The organism is Planococcus versutus (assembly GCF_001186155.3).
Taxonomy (GTDB): domain Bacteria; phylum Bacillota; class Bacilli; order Bacillales_A; family Planococcaceae; genus Planococcus; species Planococcus versutus.
The window spans coordinates 2,314,514-2,330,302 of the sequence record NZ_CP016540.2 but is presented as its reverse complement, the minus strand read 5'-3'; the positions used below and the strand labels follow the sequence as shown (position 1 = coordinate 2,330,302).

At 38.9% G+C, this 15,789-nt stretch carries 15 protein-coding genes; 11 read left to right on the top strand and 4 right to left on the bottom strand.

The window, feature by feature from the left end; genetic code table 11:
• Nucleotides 1-3: 3 nt before the first annotated feature.
• The 4 genes from I858_RS11920 to I858_RS11905 all read left to right on the top strand — a co-directional run bounded on the left by I858_RS11920 (nucleotide 4) and on the right by I858_RS11905 (nucleotide 4,205).
• Nucleotides 4-1,185, top strand: a complete 1,182-nt coding sequence (locus I858_RS11920; protein ID WP_239457140.1) for a DUF418 domain-containing protein — start codon at nucleotides 4-6, stop codon at nucleotides 1,183-1,185.
• A 43-nt stretch (nucleotides 1,186-1,228) separates the two neighbouring features.
• Nucleotides 1,229-2,128, top strand: coding sequence for a fumarylacetoacetate hydrolase family protein (locus tag I858_RS11915; protein ID WP_049694591.1), 900 nt, complete (start codon nucleotides 1,229-1,231; stop codon nucleotides 2,126-2,128).
• A gap of 69 nt (nucleotides 2,129-2,197) precedes the next feature.
• Nucleotides 2,198-2,569, top strand: coding sequence for a YisL family protein (locus I858_RS11910; RefSeq protein ID WP_049694590.1), 372 nt, complete (start codon nucleotides 2,198-2,200; stop codon nucleotides 2,567-2,569).
• Nucleotides 2,570-2,744: 175 nt separating this feature from the next.
• A complete protein-coding gene (locus I858_RS11905; protein ID WP_049694589.1) occupies nucleotides 2,745-4,205 on the top strand; it encodes an alpha-amylase family glycosyl hydrolase in 1,461 nt (486 codons plus the stop codon).
• 61 nt (nucleotides 4,206-4,266) lie between these two features.
• Here I858_RS11905 and I858_RS11900 read toward each other — a convergent pair whose 3' ends face one another.
• Genes I858_RS11900 through I858_RS11890 form a run of 3 tightly spaced genes read right to left on the bottom strand, consistent with a single transcriptional unit; the run spans nucleotide 4,267 to nucleotide 7,289 of the window.
• Nucleotides 4,267-5,601, bottom strand: a complete 1,335-nt coding sequence (locus I858_RS11900) for a CoA-disulfide reductase (protein WP_049694588.1) — start codon at nucleotides 5,599-5,601, stop codon at nucleotides 4,267-4,269.
• A 14-nt stretch (nucleotides 5,602-5,615) separates the two neighbouring features.
• Nucleotides 5,616-6,467, bottom strand: coding sequence for a DegV family protein (locus I858_RS11895; RefSeq protein ID WP_049694587.1), 852 nt, complete (start codon nucleotides 6,465-6,467; stop codon nucleotides 5,616-5,618).
• A 15-nt stretch (nucleotides 6,468-6,482) separates the two neighbouring features.
• On the bottom strand, nucleotides 6,483-7,289 hold the full coding sequence (locus I858_RS11890) for a Cof-type HAD-IIB family hydrolase (protein WP_049694586.1): 807 nt from the start codon (nucleotides 7,287-7,289) through the stop codon (nucleotides 6,483-6,485).
• Between the two features lie 156 nt (nucleotides 7,290-7,445).
• Here I858_RS11890 and I858_RS11885 point away from each other — a divergent pair, with 156 nt between their 5' ends.
• From I858_RS11885 to I858_RS11875, 3 genes are all read left to right on the top strand, one after another.
• Complete coding sequence (locus tag I858_RS11885) at nucleotides 7,446-8,213, top strand: prolyl oligopeptidase family serine peptidase (RefSeq protein WP_049694585.1); 768 nt, start codon at nucleotides 7,446-7,448, stop codon at nucleotides 8,211-8,213.
• Nucleotides 8,214-8,280: 67 nt separating this feature from the next.
• A complete protein-coding gene (locus I858_RS11880; protein ID WP_038704456.1) occupies nucleotides 8,281-8,589 on the top strand; it encodes a metal-sulfur cluster assembly factor in 309 nt (102 codons plus the stop codon).
• Between the two features lie 216 nt (nucleotides 8,590-8,805).
• Nucleotides 8,806-10,947 carry an ATP-dependent Clp protease ATP-binding subunit gene (locus I858_RS11875; RefSeq protein WP_083553704.1) on the top strand — a complete coding sequence of 714 codons (2,142 nt, stop codon included), beginning with the start codon at nucleotides 8,806-8,808 and terminating at the stop codon, nucleotides 10,945-10,947.
• Nucleotides 10,948-10,981: 34 nt separating this feature from the next.
• On the opposite strand, the gene I858_RS11870 is transcribed toward I858_RS11875, so the two are convergent.
• The gene (locus I858_RS11870) at nucleotides 10,982-11,167 is read right to left on the bottom strand and encodes a DUF2929 family protein (protein ID WP_049694173.1); all 186 of its coding nucleotides are present in this window, start codon (nucleotides 11,165-11,167) and stop codon (nucleotides 10,982-10,984) included.
• Between the two features lie 186 nt (nucleotides 11,168-11,353).
• Between I858_RS11870 and I858_RS11865 the strand changes: the two genes are divergently transcribed.
• From I858_RS11865 to I858_RS11850, 4 genes are all read left to right on the top strand, one after another.
• Nucleotides 11,354-12,286, top strand: a complete 933-nt coding sequence (locus tag I858_RS11865; protein ID WP_049694172.1) for a beta-ketoacyl-ACP synthase III — start codon at nucleotides 11,354-11,356, stop codon at nucleotides 12,284-12,286.
• A gap of 27 nt (nucleotides 12,287-12,313) precedes the next feature.
• Nucleotides 12,314-13,552 (top strand): beta-ketoacyl-ACP synthase II, encoded by a 1,239-nt coding sequence (gene fabF, locus I858_RS11860; protein ID WP_049694171.1) that lies wholly within the window; start codon nucleotides 12,314-12,316, stop codon nucleotides 13,550-13,552.
• 298 nt (nucleotides 13,553-13,850) lie between these two features.
• Nucleotides 13,851-14,867, top strand: coding sequence for an ABC transporter ATP-binding protein (locus tag I858_RS11855; protein WP_049694170.1), 1,017 nt, complete (start codon nucleotides 13,851-13,853; stop codon nucleotides 14,865-14,867).
• Nucleotides 14,854-15,789, top strand: a complete 936-nt coding sequence (locus I858_RS11850) for an ABC transporter ATP-binding protein (protein WP_049694169.1) — start codon at nucleotides 14,854-14,856, stop codon at nucleotides 15,787-15,789. Before I858_RS11855 ends, I858_RS11850 begins: the two co-directional genes overlap by 14 nt.

The following is a 15,789-nucleotide window of genomic DNA, read 5'->3' as shown; positions in this document are numbered from 1 at the left end:
ATTATGTTGAACTTACAGCCGATTTCTATAAACGAACGAGTAAAAGCAATTGATTTAATGAGAGGCTTTGCACTCTTTGGTATTTTAATCGTTAATATGCTTGCTTTTCACTCACCTTTTTCATATATCGATCCATACAAATGGTTTACCGGAAATGTTAATGAAAGCCTCTACTCAGTAATCGATATATTTGTTCAAGCTAGTTTTTATCCACTATTTGCACTGTTATTTGGCTATGGCTTAGCAATGCAGTTTATGCGTGCAGAATTGAAAAGTCAGGCTTTTGCGCCACTCGCTATAAAACGTCTTGTTGTTTTGCTGTTATTTGGTATGGTGCATGCTTTTTTAATTTGGTATGGCGATATTTTGATTACATATGCTCTCATGGGCTTGTTATTAATTGGGATGATTCGTTTGCCTTCTAGTTGGCTTATTGGATTTGGCCTGGCTATCTATGCGATTCCTCATCTTTTGATGCTGGTGATTATGTTTATTGCGGTCGCAGCAGATCCAAATATTTACGTAGGGTATATGGAAATCGAAAGCTCGATTCAATCGTACCAATCAGGAAGCTTTGCTGAAATCTTTAGCCAGCGATTGTCTGATTGGTATGCGAGCAATAATATTTTTGGGCTTATTTTACAAGCATTCACGATTTTGCCGTTCTTAATGATTGGAGCTGCGGCTGCAAAATGGCGCTTGATTGAACGAACAGCAGAAAAGCGGAAACTGTGGTTATGTTTAGCGACTGTTCCTTTACTGATTGGACTAGCTTTAAAGAGTACGCCATTTTTGTTTGATACAAACTATGCTTTTGTGTATGTACAAGATATATTCGGAGGACCTCTTGTAGCTATTGGTTATGCTGCAATTATTGCTTTACTAGCGCAAAAGAGTACATTACAAAAGATGCTTTCACCGATCGCAAAGGTAGGCAGGATGTCTTTAACGACTTACATCACGCAATCAGTTTTGGCCACTTTGATTTTTTATTCTTATGGTTTAGGGTTGTACGGACAAGTAGACCTGTTAACCGGGACATTAATTGCCATTGGAATCTTCATATTCCAATTGATTTTCGCAGAGTTGTGGTTTGAGAAGTTTTCACGAGGACCACTTGAAGTGCTTTGGAGAAAATGGACTTATGGAAATAATTTCGAAAAAACTAACAATTCAAAACGCTGAATGTGTATAATGAATGCAACCACAGAAAAGGAGTGTTTGACGAATGAAGCTGTTATCATTTCGCTATGAAGGTAAAGAAAGATTTGGACCTAAAGTTAAAAAGGAAGAAGCTGTTTGGGATTTAGTTGCGATTCAAAAGCAATTAGAGGTCTTACCTGCATTTCCTGAACAATTGATTGAGGGAATTCCACAAGGAATGGAATTTGTTGAACAAATTCGTAAATTGACGGAAGCCGCTGTCCAATCTGACCGATCTGAAGAATTCAAACACTCATTTTCAAAAATTGAATGGTTAGCGCCTATCTCGAGAACGCCTAAAAACATTATTGGAATTGGCAAAAACTATGCAGATCATGCTCAAGAAATGGGTGGTGAAGCTCCTGTAGACCTAGTCGTTTTCACAAAGTCGTCAACTTGCATTTCAGCAGACAATGAAACGGTTTCTGCTCATAGTGACGTAACGGATTCTTATGATTACGAAGGAGAATTAGCTGTTGTCATTGGCAAAGCAGGACATAAAATACCAAAGCAATTAGCTTATGATTATGTGTTTGGCTACACCATCGCTAATGATTTGACTGCACGTGATGTACAAGAAAAGCACCAGCAATATTTTCTTGGAAAAAGCTTAGCTGGTTCGTGTCCTCTTGGACCTTATATCGTAACCAAAGATGAAATTCCACAAGCGCAAAACTTATCGATTGTGACAAAAGTGAATGATGAAATTCGTCAAAATGGAAATACCGAACATATGGTCCGCCGTGTAGATGAACTGATCGCGGAAGTTTCAACATATGTAGCATTAGAACCAGGCGATATTATTCTTACAGGAACACCTGCTGGAGTCGGGAAAGGCTTTACTCCACCGAAGTTCTTAAAAGCAGGAGATACAGTAAAAGTCTCTATCGAATCAATTGGCACACTCGTCACACATTTGTCATAATTTTAAGTTCTTTATCGATGTCACATTTATGATAAGCTTAGATGGACATTATTTAGAAGAGGTGAAATTTTGGGTATTTTAACAGACACTACACATTTACACATTACGACATGGGTTGTTGCTGTCATTTTGTTCTTAGTTGCAGCATTTATGCAACGTGATAGCAAAGGTCGTAAGATTGTACACATGGTTTTGAGATTGTTTTATGTCTTAATTATTATTACTGGTCTTGCGTTATTTATCGAGTGGTCGTCGTCTGATCCAATGACATACGGCATCAAGTTTCTGTTAGGTCTCTTAACAATTGGGATGATGGAAATGGTGTTAATCCGTTCGAAAAAACAAAAGCCTGTTACTATGTTTTGGGCATTGTTTGTCTTGTTCTTATTGGCAACAATGTTTATCGGCTTTATGTTACCAGTCGGTTTGGATTTCTTTTAAGAATTCAGGTAGGTGCTCCGTGCACCTACCTTTTTCTATGCAAATTTTCACAGATTAGACGAAACTCTAACAAGTCCCATTCAAAACCACAACTTTACATGGCAGGGATAGCTGGAGTTTGATAAAATGAATCGGGTAGAAGACAATGATGACCTCATTGAAGGAGGATGTTAGATTGAAGGCAAAATGGATTTTAAGTATTATCACAACTTTACTGTTGCTGGCATTTGTCAATCCGACATATGCTGCAGAAAAACGAGAACTCAAAGACGAATTCATTTATGATTTGTTGATTGATCGTTATTTTAATAAAAAAATTGATAATGATTACGAAGTAAATGCGATAGATCCCACAGCTTTTAATGGCGGTGATTTTGCTGGACTTGCTAGTGAAATATTATTTGTGAAAGATATGGGCTTTACGGCTCTTTCTATAGGACCCGTATTTTCTACAGCAACATATGATGGAAAACAAGTGATCGATTACGGCGAATTTGAGCGACATTTTGGTACCGAAGAAGAATTTAAAGCACTTGTAGAGGAAATCCATGACCAAGACATGAAAGTAATTGTGGATATTCCAACGCAACAGCTAAGTGCCAATCACATATGGACCTCTGAACACTCTGAATGGTTTGTAGAAAACAAAGATGGCAGTTTGGCGTTAGACACGGCAAATCCAGCAGTCCAAAAAGAGTTGACTTCAACATTCACAGAATTCAGTGACAACTACAAAGTAGACGGCTTTCGTCTTCAAAACTCAGATAAGCTAGACTCAACTTTTGTTAAAAACTTTTCTAAAGCGATTAAAAATGTGCGAGATAGCTATATTTTAAGCGATCGAGAAATGGATGAAACAGCTGGATTTGATGCAGTTGTTTTACCAGGTGTAGAAGAAACTCTTCGTGCCGGATATAAAAATTTTGATCAAGGATTGACTGATGTATCAACATTAATGGAACAAAGTAAAGGTAAATTGATTCAAGTAGATTCGTTAATTGGGTCACGGTTTACAGCAGATATTGTAGAAGTAAATGGTTTTCCACCCACACGTTGGACGCTGTTGTTGACACAACTACTGACCATGCCGGGAATTCCGGTTATTCAATACGGTTCAGAGTCGGCTATGAACGGGACAACTCCTGCTGAATCTCATCAGATTTTGGATTTAGCAGTAGAAAAAGAGCTTATTGATCACATTACTGATTTAACGTCATTACGTAATTCTTCAGAAGCGTTGCGGACAGGTGAGTTGAACATCTTACATGACGAAGACGACTGGCTCGTTTATGAGCGTTCAAACGATGAAGAAACATGGATTATTGCCATTAATAACTCTTCCTCGACAAAATCGTTTAACTTATCGAGTGATGTGATTGGAACAGGACAGCAATTGCGTGGCTTGTTTGAAAGTGACATTATTCGCGAAGATAATGGAGAATACCGAATCACGCAAGATCGTGAGATTGCAGAAATTTTCCACGTAACAAAAGAAACAAAACTTAATGCTGCTTACATTTCAACACTTGCCATTATGTACGTGGTGTTTATGCTATTCTTGTGGATAGTATGGCGCAAAGGAAAGCAACGTAAAGCAGATGTAGCAAAGCAAAAACAAGCGAATAAAATGCGCTAATCATTAAACTAAAACAGGCAGAAAGAGCAATTTGCTCTTTCTGCCTGTTTTTTGATGGGTGCTATTTGGCGATTGCTTTATAGCCAATCATGTTAATTGGATCTTTTGGCGAAGAATAAGGAGGTGCATAGCAAAGCTCAAGCGCTTGCAAGTCATCAATTGTTAACCCACCATAGATGGCTGTAACAATAACGTCGATTCGTTTATCAACGCCTTTGCCACCAACACATTGTGCTCCAAGAAGTTTTCTTGTCTTGGGATCATAATGTACTTTCAAGGTAATGTTAGAATGCTCAGGGTAATAGCCTGCATTTGAGTTGCCGTTATGAACAACAGTTGCATAGGATATGTTTTTCTCTTTAATTGTTCGCTCATTCAAGCCTGTCATAGCAGCCGTTAATGAAAAAACCTTTAATACAGATGTTCCAAGTAAGCCTGTTTTCGCAATTTTGTCACCAGTTATGTGACGAGCTACAATAAATGCTTGTCGATGTGCAGGAGAGGCAAGTGGAACTCTTTTTGGATCTCCAGTCACCAAATCAAAGTTTTCTGAAGCATCACCAATCGCATAAATTGATGGGTCATTTGTTTGCATAAATTCATTGGCTTTAATTCCGCCGGTTTCACCAATAGCTAAGCCTGCTTTTTCTGCAAGTGTTGTATTGGGTTTCAATCCAACACTCATGATGATAAAGTCTGCTTGTAGCTCTATATCATTCGATAGTTTGATATTTGTGCCATCGGTTTTTTCAATCATCGTTCCTGTGAGCAATTTAACATCGTGAATAGCCAATTCTTTTTCAATCAGTAAAGACATATCTGTATCTAGAATAGACATGATGGTTGGGGATTTATGCACTAACGAAACCTCCAAGCCAAGGTTTTTTAAGTTTTCAGCCATTTCAAGTCCGATAAATCCACCACCCGATACGATACAACTTTTCGGTTTTTCGGATTTAATGTAATGATCAATGCGTTGCATATCTTCAAAATTGCGTAAAGTAAACACTTTTGATGAATCTAAGCCCTCAATCTTAGGGATGATGGCAGAGCCACCTGGAGCTAAAATTAATGTATCGTATGGTTCTTCGAACTGTTCGCCGGTAATCATGTTTTTTACTAGCACAGTCTTAGCATCTCTATTGATCATTAAAACTTCATGATGTAATTTAACAGTAACGTCGCGTTTTTTCTTAAATTTTTCAGGAGTTGTCATGATGATTGATTGCTCATCTTGAATGACATTACCAATAACGTAAGGCGTTCCACATGCTGCATAAGACATTGTTGAATCGCGATCAAAGACAACAATATGCATATCAGAATCATAAAATCGAAGTTGACCAGCAACTGTCGCTCCTCCGCCAACAGCTCCAATAATAACTACTTTTTTCACGGTCTATTCAGCTCCTAGTCAATTTTATTATAGAAAAACAAAGCTAAAGTGCCCGGTCCAGTATGGGCAGCGATAACAGAACCAATCATATGGATGTCAATGCTTTGAGGATGGAAGTTTTCTTCGATGGCTCGTTTTAATACCGCTGCAAATTCTTCGTCATCTCCATGACTGATCGCGATTTTTTGCTGATCTAGTTGGGTGCCACGCTCTTTCATTAACTCAATCATACGTTTAACCACTTTTTTTCGACCACGTAACTTTTCAATGGGGACTAATTTACCGTCTTCTACGTGAAGTAGCGGTTTGATGTTTAGCAAGCTACCGACAAAAGCACTCCCTTTAGATATGCGACCACCTTTGGCCATGTAATCCAAATCTTCTACGGTAAACAAGCTTTCTAAATGATCTGCCATAAATGAAACTTTTTTAATAATTTCATGTAATGACTGACCAGCAGAACGAAGATCAGCAGCTTCTTTGACCAACAACCCGTAACCGAGAGAAGCGGCTTTGGAATCGAGTATCGTTAGCTTTAAGTCTGGATGTTCTTCGCGTACTTGATCAGCAACCATAACGGCTGTACTATAAGTTCCTGACAATTCAGAAGAGAAAGCGATGTAAAACCCTTCTTCTCCTGATAATGCCAATTGTTCAAAAGCTTTCAGCATTTCTTCAGGAGATACTTGCGATGTTTTAGGGTGATTGCCTGCTCGAATCGCGTCAAATACTTTAATGGATTGAATGTCGCGGATGTCTTCGTAATCTCGATCTCCAATATGAACTCGAAGTGAAAATAAACTAACGTCTTCGTCTAAAAAAAACTCTTTAGGCAAATCAGACGCACTATCGGCAAATAACCTCATAATTTATCCCCCTTTTTATAGTTTCAAGCGGTCAATCAGTAATTCAGCAATCCCATCTTCGTTATTGGTTAAAGTGATGTCATTTGCGATATTTTTCAGGGGTGAAATCGCGTTGCCCATGGCGACACCAATGCCAGCAAAATCAATCATTTCGAGATCGTTATCTTCATCACCAAAAGCGATGATATTTTCTCTACCAATACCAAGCGATTTAGCAACGCGATCAAGACCGACTGCTTTGCTCATCCCACTTTTTACAATTTCGATAACATGCCACGGCGCTCCCCAGCGGCGATGATCAATTACTTCAGCATGGACAGAAGACAAATGATTGTGAATTTCCTGTACGCGTTCATACGGAGCGTGGATCAGTATGGAGGTTGGGTCAGTTTTTAAGTAACTACGCAAATCGCCAGTGGTGATCGTGGGATCTCCAAATCGAAAGATGTCCATAAGTTTTTCGTCATGTTGATGAACATACACATCGTCTAAAACTTCAGCTACGATATTATGGAAATTATAATCATACATAGACTCTACTACTTCATGAACCGTGTTCAATCCAATAGGAGTGTGGTACATTCCCCAGTTACTATTTCTCGGATGATGAACAAATGCACCATTGAAGTTGACGATTGGCGTTGATAATCCTAACTCTTTGTAAAAAGTTTCACTTGAGCGATAAGGTCGACCCGTTGCAATCATCACTTCGTGTCCTGCTTCTATTGCTTTATTTAAAGTCAGTTTAGTTTTTGGTGAAATGATTTTTTGGTCTGTCAATAATGTTCCATCTAAATCAAGAACAATTAAATGTTGCTTCATAAGTAGCCGTCTCCTTTCTATCTATACTCAGTGTAGCGATAGTACAGGGGATTCGTCAAAAATTTTAGAGAAGAAAAGGCTTTTCTGGAGAGAAGATGGGTATTTGCTGGAAAACCTGAAAATTGGTAGGATTGAAAGTGAAGGAAGTGAATTTAATTGAAAGTAGAAAAACAAATGTGGGAACATATCCCGTTGCTTCACATAACACCAGACCAACATGAGCATTCTGCATTACCAACAGTGGTCTTTTTTCATGGTCATATGAGTGCTAAAGAACATAATTTGCATTATGCATATCAATTAGCTCAAAGAGGACTTCGTGTGATTTTACCGGATGCTCTTTTTCACGGAGAACGAAGTGAGGCATTAGATACAGTTGAAATCAGTTTACGGTTTTGGGAAATCGTCCTGACTTCTATAGAAGAGTTGGCATTTTTGCACGCCGAACTTCACAAGCGAGATTTAGTCGTCGGCGAATTAGGAGTGGGTGGTACTTCTATGGGAGGCATCACTACAATGGGAGCCATGATTGTCTATCCATGGATCCAAGCTGCAGCTGTAATGATGGGAGCAGGTAATTATGTAGAATTGGCTCAAGCACAAATGACGCAATACGAATCTAGAGGTTTTGAGTTACCGGTGAGTAAAAAAGAAAAAGAGCACATGCTAACAACTTTAGCGCTATTTGATAGTGTTCAACACCAAGATAAATTCAATAAACGTCCTATTTATTTCTGGCACGGTGAGCAAGATACGACAGTTCCTTTCGAACCAACATATCGTTTGTACAAAGATCTTAAAAAACAATACGAATCGGTACCGGAAAAAATTGTTTTCCATCGTGAACGAGAAGCAGGACATGCAGTAAGTCGAACAGGCATGCTTAACGCCACACAATGGTTTGCCAAGCATTTATCTGAGTAATCATGTCAATTCCATTTTCGTACAAAGTTTGTTAAGATGAGATTACTAGTAAAAGGAGGGATTTTAAATGGATCAAGATATGAAAGATAGCATGATGGGTGCATTAGAAACAGTAATCGATCCCGAGTTGGGAATTGATATCGTCAATTTAGGACTAATTTATGATGTGTTGTTGTCAGAAGATGGATTTGCAGTAGTCACGATGACATTAACATCAATGGGTTGTCCAATGGGACCGCAAATCGTACAAATGGTTAAAACCGCTTTGTATGAGTTACCGGAAGTAGAAGAAGTCGATGTAAAAATTGTCTGGCAGCCAGTATGGGGCAAAGAACATATGTCACGCTATGCAAAAATGGCACTAGGCGTCAGATAAGCAATACTTGAACAACCTCACTAGATTTATTCTAGTGAGGTTGTTTCTGTTTGTGAGTGAAATATATTTATAAAAGGTCATACACAGCAAATCAACCAGTTAAATATAGAGTATAAAAGAATCGGCTGAAAAACCAAAATAATTGCTAACTTACAAAAAATTAGCTATACTTTAATTAGTCAAAGATAGTCAAACTTTTTAAAAGGAGTGGTTGTTATGGTTCAATCCCCAAATAATGAAGAACAAAAATCCCCATTAGAGCAATTTGGACGCAATATGGTGGAACAAGCACAATCAGGAAAAATGGATCCAGTCATTGGTAGAGATCAAGAAATTCGAAACGTGATTCGAATCTTATCGCGTAAAACAAAAAACAATCCCGTGTTAATCGGGGAACCTGGTGTTGGTAAAACAGCGATTGTTGAAGGATTAGCACAACGTATTGTTCGCAATGATGTTCCAGAAGGATTGAAAAATCGAACAATTTATGAACTTGACATGAGTGCATTAATTGCCGGTGCTAAATACCGTGGAGAATTCGAAGAGCGATTAAAAGCGGTGTTAAAACAAGTAAAAGACAGTGAAGGACAAATCATTTTGTTCATTGATGAAATTCACACAATTGTTGGTGCAGGTAAAACAGAAGGGGCAATGGATGCAGGGAATATGCTGAAGCCCATGCTTGCTCGTGGTGAACTATACTGTATTGGTGCGACAACACTAGATGAGTACCGCATGCATATTGAAAAAGATCCTGCTTTAGAACGCCGTTTCCAACAAGTACTAGTACGCGAGCCATCTGTCGAAGATACAGTATCGATTTTGCGCGGTTTAAAAGAACGTTTTGAATTACACCATGCTGTCCGTATTCATGACCGTGCAATTGTTGCAGCGGCTGCCATGTCGGATCGCTACATTACAGAGCGCTTTTTACCAGACAAAGCGATCGACTTGATAGACGAAGCTTGTGCAATGATTCGTACAGAAATCGATTCGATGCCGCAAGAACTGGATGAAGTAACACGCCGGTTGCTACAGTTGGAAATAGAAGAACAAGCATTGATGAAAGAAAAAGACGAAGCGAGTAAAGTTCGCTTGGAAACTTTACGTGAAGAAATTAAAGAACTACGAGATTCTTCAGCAGGTATGAAAAATCAATGGCTTAAAGAAAAAGAATCATTGAAAATCATTCAGCAAAAACGTGAGCAATTAGATCAGTTTCGTAGACAATTAGAAGATGCGGAAAATAAGTATGACTTAAACGCAGCAGCTGTTTTGCAACATGGTAAAATTCCAGCACTCGAAAAAAAATTAATAGCATTAGAGGCAGACTTAGAAAACGAAGGTGCTGAACGATTGCTGCGTGAAGAAGTAACAGAAGAAGAAGTAGCAGGAATTGTCGCAAGATGGACAGGTATTCCCGTCACGAAATTAGTAGAAGGTGAACGCGAAAAGCTGTTGCGTTTAGGCGAAACTTTAAAAGAACGCGTCATTGGTCAAGACAAAGCAGTAGCACTTGTAACAGAAGCTGTCTGGAGAGCACGTGCGGGTATTAAAGATGAGAGAAAGCCAATTGGCTCTTTTATTTTCCTTGGACCAACGGGTGTCGGGAAAACTGAACTGGCGAAATCACTCGCTGCTAATTTGTTTGATTCAGAAGATCATTTTATCCGAATCGATATGTCTGAATATATGGAAAAGCATAGTGTGTCGCGTCTAGTCGGGGCGCCACCGGGATACGTTGGCTACGAAGAAGGCGGACAGTTAACAGAAGCGGTACGTCGTAACCCTTATTCAGTTGTGTTACTAGATGAAATTGAAAAAGCACATCCAGACGTTGCCAATATTCTCTTGCAGATTCTCGATGACGGACGCATCACGGATAGTCAAGGACGTCTAGTAAACTTTTCAAATACAGTTGTTATTATGACATCGAATATCGGCTCAGTTCATATTAGTGATACAAGCAACGAACACGATATCGAAGACATTGTCATGAGTGAGTTGCGCAAACACTTTAAGCCAGAATTATTAAACCGTATTGATGATATTGTTATTTTCCATGCACTGACGAACGAACATTTCTACGGTATAGCCAGAAAAATGATTGGCGAATTGGCTGAACGAATGAATCAGCAGCACATCAAATTGACGGTTAATGATTCTGTCATTAACTACATTGTTGAAGCCGGAACGGATCCTGTATTTGGTGCACGGCCGCTAAAACGATTTATTCAACGTAGAATCGAAACGGATATTGCTCGAGAATTGATTAAAGGTGAAATTGTAGCGAATACAGAATTAGAACTAACGATGGATAACAACAAACAAATTGTGATCAACAAAAAAGAAGCGTAAACCGGAAAACCGGTTTACGCTTCTTTTTTGTTGATTAATGCTTTTCAGCAACAGCTTCGTTAGGAATAACTGCTGACATCACGAAGATTAAAATGGAAACCCCAATTGAAATGTAAGCGCCGACCATAAAGTCGAAAGGGACGTTTTGAACTGCACTTACCACGTAGTTAACCAACGTAATTAATAAAAATGACCATACAAATGTTCCGATATATTGCATCTAATTTCACCTCTACGTAGAATATCTAGCTTAATCATAGCACAAGCTCTAACAGACAGAAAGAAAGATTCTAGAGAATGATGAATTTTTGTCGGAAATATGTCAGTTAGTTGAAATTGGCTACAGGATGGCGTATTATTAATACCAGGTACTAACATATGATGATAATTGAAATGAGGGATAAAGATGAACGCTGGAATAGTCGGAATGGGCAGAAGTTTGCCTGAAGAGCGATTGACAAATTTTCAATTAGAGCAGCGCATGGATACAAGTGATGAGTGGATTCGCACAATGACAGGAATAGAACAACGTCGAATTGCAAAAGACGATCAAAATACTTCTGATATGGCGAGAGAAGCAGCACAAAATGCGATTAAAGATGCTGGGATTGATCCAGCAGATATTGGATTGATTTTGGTCGCGACGGTAACGCCAGATCAACCTTTCCCATCGATGTCTTGTGTAATTCAGCAAGATATTGGCGCAGTTAATGCGGCTGCTATGGATATTTCAGCTGCATGTGCAGGATTTATGTACGGTGTGATTACAGCAAAACAATTCATCGATTCTGATGTATATAAATATGTTCTCGTAGTTGGTGTTGAAAAGTTATCAAAAATTACCAATTGGGAAGATCGCAACACTGCGGTTCTTTTTGGTGATGGTGCAGGAGCAGCGATCATTGGTAAAGTATCAGAGGGTCGTGGAATTTTGTCTTTTGAGCTAGGAGCAGATGGCAGAGGTGGAAAACATCTTTATCAGGACAAGCATTTGATTATGAACGGCCGTGAAGTTTTTAAATTTGCGGTACGTCAAATGGGTGAGTCTGCGATTAATGTAATCGAAAAAGCAGGTTTAAAAAAAGAAGACGTAGATTTCTTGATTCCACACCAAGCGAATATTCGCATTATGGAAGCATCTAGAGAACGATTAGGTCTTCCACCTGAAAAAATGTCAAAAACAATTCAAAAATATGGCAACACTTCAGCTGCATCCATTCCGATTTCTCTTGTTGAAGACTTACAAGAAGGTCGTGTTAAAGACGACGATATTATCGTCATGGTCGGCTTTGGTGGCGGATTGACTTGGGGCGCAATTGCAATGAAGTGGGGCAAATAAATAGGTATGCGAAAGGAAGAAAATAGAATGGAAAACCGGCGTGTAGTTATTACAGGAATTGGTGCTGTCACACCTTTAGGCAATAATATTGAAACGACATGGGAAGCAGTTAAAAACGGGGAATCTGGTGTGGGGCTCTTAACGAGATTGGATGCAGATTTGTATGCAGCAAAAGTTGCTGCTGAAGTAAATGACTTTTCAATTGAAGACTATATTGAGAAAAAAGATGCGCGGAAAATGGATCGTTTCACACACTATGCGCTTGCTGCTTCAATTATGGCGATGAAAGATGCCAATTTAGAGCTAGATGAAAAAACAGCTTTGCGGACGGGTGTTTGGATTGGGTCTGGTATTGGTGGGATGGAAACGATTGAAAACCAAATGAATGTTTTAAATACACGCGGTGTGCGTCGAATTAGTCCATTTTTAATACCGATGATTATTCCAGACATGGCATCAGGTCAAGTATCTATTTACTTTGGTGCAAAAGCTATTAACTCGTGTTCAGTAACTGCTTGTGCATCAGGTACAAATTCAATTGGAGATGCATTTAAAGTCATTCAACGTGGAGATGCAGATGCGATGATTTCTGGTGGAGCAGAAGCGCCTATAACACAGTTGTCTGTAGCTGGATTTACAGCAAATACAGCGTTGACGACAAACACAGACCCAGCAACAGCCTCACGTCCATTTGACAAAAATCGAGATGGCTTTGTTATTGGAGAAGGTGCGGGCATCGTTATTCTTGAAGAGTATGAATTTGCAAAAGCACGAGGTGCTAAAATTTATGCAGAAGTTGTTGGATATGGTTCGACTGGAGATGCCTATCACATTACAGCTCCAGCAGAAGGTGGAGAAGGGGCGGCGCGTGCAATGGCACAAGCGTTGGCTGATGCAAATATTGAAACAACAGATATTGGCTATATCAATGCCCACGGCACAAGTACTGCGTATAATGATCTCTACGAAACAATGGCAGTTAAAACTGTATTTGGTAAGCATGCTTACCAACTCGGAATAAGCTCAACTAAATCGATGACAGGTCATTTGCTAGGTGCTGCTGGTGGAGTTGAAGCTATTTTCACAGCTTTAGCATTGCAAGAAGGCATTATGCCTCCAACAACAAATTATGAAACGCCAGACGAACAATGCGATTTAGATTATGTACCAAACAAAGCGCGAAAAGCAGACTTTACCTATGCAATGAGTAATTCACTTGGATTTGGTGGACACAATGCGTCGCTTGTATTTAAAAAATTTAATTAAACTGAACATAGGCAATCTGCGAAAACAAGTGCAGGTTGTCTTTTTATGTATTTAAAAAGTAAAACAAAAGGAAAATACCCATAATTTTATAAAAATTGAAAAAAGTTAGCCACTCTTTAAATTATTGTGCTATTCTAAATATAGCGAAAAAAAGTTGTCTAATAACAAATGTGAAAGTGAAAACTAGTAGTAGAAAATTAGTATAGCCTAATAAATTTGAAAATTTAAAATATTAGGTGTACGAGAAAAGTGATTTGCAGAAGGCTCGATAGAAAGTTTTATTTTGAGGGGGATCTATGTGAAAGATGTTTTGCTTGAAATCAAAAATTTAGAAACGTCCTTTAGGATTAAAGATGATTATTACGCAGCAGTCGATAACGTTTCATTAGACGTTCGAAAAAATGAAGTACTAGCAATTGTTGGTGAGTCAGGTTCTGGGAAAAGTGCATTTGCATTTTCTATTATGGGACTTCACACACGTGCCAAAATTGAAGGGCACATCAATTACAAGGGCAATAATCTAGTAGAAGCAACTCCAAACCAAATGAAAAAGTTGCGCGGTAATGAAATGGGAATGATCTTTCAAGATGCTCTTTCAGCACTCAATCCGCTTATGGTAGTAGGTGCGCAGATTGATGAGGCGATTTTTCTTCATAATCCAAAAACGTCTAAAAGCTTACGAAAAAAACAAGTGATTAACTTATTAAACCAAGTTGGAATTCCTCGTCCTGAAAAAACGTATTACCAGTATCCACATGAATTGTCAGGTGGGATGCGTCAACGCATCGTTATCGCAATGGCGATTTCAAATCAACCAGAGTTGCTGATTGCTGATGAACCAACAACCGCACTCGATGTAACAATTCAGTCGCAAATTTTAGATTTAATCAAAGAATTAAAAGAAACTATTCACGCGGGCATTATCTTAATTACACATGATTTGGGTGTAGTTGCAGAAATGGCTGACAGAGTCGCAGTTATGTATGCAGGACAAATTGTGGAAATTGCTGATATTTATACATTGATGGAAAATCCACTGCATCCGTATACACGTTCGTTATTAAACTCAATTCCAACATTGTCAGAAGTGAAATCAGATCTTCATGTAATTCAAGGCGTGGTACCATCGCTCCAAAACTTGCCAAGAACAGGATGCCGTTTTGCTTCTCGTATACCTTGGATGGAAGATTCAACTCACGAAGCATCACCTGAACTGCATGAAATTAGTACGGGTCATTTTGTACGCTGCACATGCTACAAAGATTTTTACTTCCCAGAACAAGTCAAGGAGGACCACACCTATGTCGCTAATTGAAGTTGAAAATCTTAAAGTTCATTTTCCTGTTCGTGGTGGAGTCTTTCAAACTGTACAAGATCAGGTTCGTGCAGTAGATGGCGTGTCATTCTCGATTGAACAAGGTCAAACGTATGGGCTTGTTGGAGAATCGGGTTCAGGCAAAACAACAACAGGCCGAGCCATTATCGGCTTGAATGACATTACTTCAGGAAAAGTAATGTTTGAAGGTAGAGATTTAGCTACAATCGGTAAAAAAGAATACATCGATGTACGGAAAGATATCCAAATGATTTTTCAAGATCCTTTTTCATCACTCAACCCTAAAAAGCGAGTAGCCGATATTGTAGCCGAACCGCTCCGAAACTATGAAAACCTATCTGCAAAAGAAGAACGCATTCGCATTCAAGAACTTATGGAACTCGTAGGTCTTAGTCCAGAAGCCATTTATAAATATCCACATGAATTTTCTGGTGGCCAACGCCAACGAATTGGCATTGCACGTGCCATTGCGTTAAACCCTAAATTGATTATTGCTGATGAACCTGTATCTGCGTTAGATGTATCAGTTCAAGCTCAAGTATTAAACTTTATGCGTGAAATTCAAAAAGAATTAAACTTAACATATTTATTTATAAGTCATGATTTGGGCATTATTCGCCATATGTGCGACCATATCGGCATTATGTACAAAGGTCGTTACGTTGAACATGGAACAGCTGACGAGATTTTCACTAATCCACAGCATATTTACACAAAACGATTAATTGCAGCAATTCCAGATAGCAATCCGCGTAATCGGGAAATGCATTATGAAAATCGTAAATTGGTGAAATCCGAGTACGATAGGCTGGAAAAAGACTTTTTTGATGAAGAAGGTTTGCCTTTCTCGTTAAAATCAATTTCAGCTACCCATCAAGTAGCGTTGGCTGAGAGAGGTTGA

Coding starts and splice junctions, on each gene's coding strand:
- I858_RS11875 (WP_083553704.1), top strand. CDS start 8,806: ATGGTTCAATCCCCAAATAATGAAGAACAAAAATCCCCATTAGAGCAA.
- I858_RS11850 (WP_049694169.1), top strand. CDS start 14,854: ATGTCGCTAATTGAAGTTGAAAATCTTAAAGTTCATTTTCCTGTTCGT.
- I858_RS11880 (WP_038704456.1), top strand. CDS start 8,281: ATGGATCAAGATATGAAAGATAGCATGATGGGTGCATTAGAAACAGTA.
- I858_RS11895 (WP_049694587.1), bottom strand. CDS start 6,467: ATGAGGTTATTTGCCGATAGTGCGTCTGATTTGCCTAAAGAGTTTTTT.
- I858_RS11890 (WP_049694586.1), bottom strand. CDS start 7,289: ATGAAGCAACATTTAATTGTTCTTGATTTAGATGGAACATTATTGACA.
- fabF (WP_049694171.1), top strand. CDS start 12,314: ATGGAAAACCGGCGTGTAGTTATTACAGGAATTGGTGCTGTCACACCT.
- I858_RS11915 (WP_049694591.1), top strand. CDS start 1,229: ATGAAGCTGTTATCATTTCGCTATGAAGGTAAAGAAAGATTTGGACCT.
- I858_RS11920 (WP_239457140.1), top strand. CDS start 4: ATGTTGAACTTACAGCCGATTTCTATAAACGAACGAGTAAAAGCAATT.
- I858_RS11870 (WP_049694173.1), bottom strand. CDS start 11,167: ATGCAATATATCGGAACATTTGTATGGTCATTTTTATTAATTACGTTG.
- I858_RS11865 (WP_049694172.1), top strand. CDS start 11,354: ATGAACGCTGGAATAGTCGGAATGGGCAGAAGTTTGCCTGAAGAGCGA.